This window comes from Actinomadura sp. WAC 06369 (assembly GCF_003947565.1).
Taxonomy (GTDB): domain Bacteria; phylum Actinomycetota; class Actinomycetes; order Streptosporangiales; family Streptosporangiaceae; genus Spirillospora; species Spirillospora rifamycini.
Genome location: NZ_QHJN01000332.1, coordinates 1 through 3,032, shown reverse-complemented (window position 1 = coordinate 3,032; position 3,032 = coordinate 1). Strand labels below are relative to the sequence as shown.

Annotated in this window: 2 protein-coding genes; one reads left to right on the top strand and one right to left on the bottom strand. The window is 74.8% G+C overall.

Going from position 1 to position 3,032, the window contains the following annotated elements; genetic code table 11:
* The first annotated feature begins 152 nt into the window (after nucleotides 1–152).
* On the top strand, nucleotides 153–962 hold the full coding sequence (locus tag DMH08_RS39120; RefSeq protein ID WP_125621299.1) for a fibronectin type III domain-containing protein: 810 nt from the start codon (nucleotides 153–155) through the stop codon (nucleotides 960–962).
* A gap of 72 nt (nucleotides 963–1,034) precedes the next feature.
* Here the strand turns inward: DMH08_RS39120 and DMH08_RS39115 are convergent, their stop codons facing one another.
* The gene (locus tag DMH08_RS39115) at nucleotides 1,035–2,660 is read right to left on the bottom strand and encodes a serine/threonine-protein kinase (RefSeq protein WP_051299970.1); all 1,626 of its coding nucleotides are present in this window, start codon (nucleotides 2,658–2,660) and stop codon (nucleotides 1,035–1,037) included.
* Between the last annotated feature and the right edge of the window lie 372 nt (nucleotides 2,661–3,032).

Here is a 3,032-nt window from a genome sequence, read left to right as displayed (position 1 = left end):
GGGCGCCGTCGTCATCGACCGCGGCGGTGAGACCCAGGCCGTCGACAAGGACCGCGAGGAGGGGGCCGGCGGCGAGCGCCGCCGGTTCCCGCGGGGAGCCGGGCGCGCCCACCGCCCCGTCCAACCTCGCGGTCGCGCCGGGCGACGGGACCATGCAGGTCTCGTTCCAGCCCTCCCAGGGCGAACGCATCACCGGCTACACGCTCAAGGACCTCCCGGCCGGCCTCACCGCGACCCCCGCCGCCATCGCGCCGAACGCCCCGCCCGCCTTCACCGTGACCGGCGGCGACTGCGGGCAGGAGTACACGTTCCGCGTGGCCGTCCGCTACACCGACCCCCAAGGGCGGGCGAAGGAGGTCCTCTCCGCGCCCAGCGACCCCGTGCGCCCGTGCCTGACGCCGGGCGCCCCCACGAACGTGGCCGCGAAGGCGACGTCGTCCGGCACCGCGGTGACGTGGGCCGCACCCGCGGGCGGCGGTGCGTCCCGGTACAAGGTCGAGTGGACCGGCCCCGTCTCGGGCTCGAAGGTCGTCACCGGAACGTCCACCGCCCTCACCGACATCTGGACGAACGGCGCCTACACGTTCACGGTCACCTCCATGAACGCCGCCGAAGCCGGCTCGGGCACCACCGTCGACGTCCAGTTGGAGGGACCGGACCAGGCGCACAAGGTCATCCTCAACCAGAACTCGACCGGTTACATCCGCGCAACGCCGGATGGCCACAATGGTGCCGTTGTTGGGGAAATGGTCAACAATAACGGCGACAGCATCACCGTTCACTGCCAGGTGAAGGGCGCCGCCTACACCCACCCCTCGGACAAGAACTACTCCGGTAACACCTACACGCAGATCACGTGGAAGGGGAAAACCGGCTACATCCTCAACTACCTTGCGGACACCTACACATCGGGCAATTGGGATGTCCTCGCGGGGCCGCCGATCTGGGAGTGCGCCGGCTGAGCCGCCCTCCGCGCCGCCCGCGGTCGAAGGCCCCGTCCCGCTCCCCGGGACGGGGCCTTCGCGGTTCCGGGATCAGCTCCGGGCCTGCTGCACGCAGGCGACCTTCGACCAGGCCACGTCCGGGGAGGCACCCTGGTTGACGCGCAGGACCGCGCCGATCCGGAAGCAGTTGTCCTCGTTCGGCACGAGCGGCGAGACGGCCGTCTTCGTCGAGCCGGGGGCCACCGACTTGATCGGCTCCGAACCGGCGGGGTCCCGCTGGATCAGCAGCGGGAGCTCGCGCGCGGCCGGGGGGAGCTTCCAGGCGAGCACCGCGCCGTTCGCCGCGGCCGCGGCCCGCAGCCCCTGCGGGCGCGCGGCGGCGATCTGCTCGGCGCTGATCGGCTCGGGCGGCGCGGACGACGCCGGTGGCGCCGGGTCGCCGCCGCCCGCGGCCGGCGTCCGCGACCTCGGGTGCTCGCCGCCGGACGCGATGAGCGCGCCGACGCCGAGCGCGAGGCCGCCGACGAGCGCGACGCACACGGCGACGATCAGCCCGCGGGACGGCCCGTCCTGCGGCCCCGTGTGCGGTGCGGGCGGTGCGGTCGGGTGCGGCTGCGGGGCCCCGTCGTACGCGTACTCCGGACGGGACGGCGCGGCGCCCGGGTGCCACGGCGAGGTGTCGGAGTTCGGCGCCGGGGCGGCCGGGCCCGGGAGGGCCGGCGCGGGCCCGCGGGCCGTCGGCGCCCACTCCGGGACGGGCGGCGGGCCCGAGGCGTCGGGGAACGACGGCCGCCCGGTCGCGGGGAACGTCCCGCCGGTGTCGGAGAACGGCACCGGTCCGGCACCCGTCGGGTGCGGCAGGGTGGACATGCCGCTGTGCGCCACGTCGGTGACGGGCAGCCCCAGTTCGGCCTGCACCTTCTGCAGGGCCTGCGCGAACTCGACCGCGCTGCCGAACCGCTGCTCGGGCGTCTTCGCCATCGCTCGTCCGATGACCTCCTGCAGCCGCCGCGGCACGTCCGGGCGGGGGATGGCCGGCGGCGCCTCGTTCATGATGCGCAGCATCAGGAACGCGATGCCCTCGCCGGGCGGGCCCTTGAACGCGGGCCGGTCGGCGAGGAGCTGGTACAGCGTCGAGCCGAGCGAGTAGATGTCGGCGCCGACGCCGGGCTGCCCGCCCTGCAGGATCTCGGGCGCGGCGTGGTGCGGGGTGAACGCCTGGGTGTGGGTGGCGTCGAAGGAGTCGACCAGCCGCGCGATGCCGAAGTCGGCGAGCGCGGGCTCGCCGTATCGGGACAGCAGGATGTTCTGCGGCTTGACGTCGCGGTGCAGCACGTCCGTCTCGTGGGTGGCGGCGAGCGCGCCCGCCGTCTTGACGCCGACGCGGAGCACCTCGGCGACGCCGAGCGGGCCCTCCCGTGCGAGCCGGTCGGACAGCGCGCCGTGCTCGAAGTACTCCATCGCGATGTAGGGGCGGCCGGAGCGGGCCGTGCCGGTGTCGAGCACGGTCACGATGTTGGGATGCCCCGACAGCCGTCCGGTGATCTTGCATTCGCGCTGGAAGCGCCGCATCGCGGCGTCGTCGACGGCGCTGATCGACAGCACCTTGAGGGCGACCATGCGGTCGAGGCGCTCCTGGTGCGCGCGGTACACGACGCTGAAGCCGCCCTCGCCGACCTGTTCCACCACCCGGTAGCCCGGGACGTCCTCGGTCATGCGTCGGGGGATCCTTCTCGGTTGCGTTCACCGCGGCGGGGGCGCGGACGTCCGGGGCGTCCCCCGGAAACCCCCAGGGTAGTACGGGGACGAAACGGGCGTGGGCGATCTCCGGCCGACCCGCTCACGGGGCCACGCCGGCCATCCGCACGGGTCGTCCGCACGGCACGTCCACGACACATCGGCCACGCAGCCGCCTGTGCGGCGAGCCCGCGGCGGGTCCACGGCCGGACCATCCGCGTGGCGCGTCCGCGGGGCGGGTCCACGGGCGGGTCCGCGGGCGGGTCGGCGGCGCGGGCCGTCTGCGCGGCGAGCCCGCGGCGGACCATCTGCGCGGCGGGTCCGCGGGCGGGTTCACGGGCGGGTCGGCGC

Excerpts from the sequence above, each read along its gene's own strand:
- DMH08_RS39120 (WP_125621299.1), top strand. The coding sequence starts at position 153 with ATGCAGGTCTCGTTCCAGCCCTCCCAGGGCGAACGCATCACCGGCTAC.
- DMH08_RS39115 (WP_051299970.1), bottom strand. The coding sequence starts at position 2,660 with ATGACCGAGGACGTCCCGGGCTACCGGGTGGTGGAACAGGTCGGCGAG.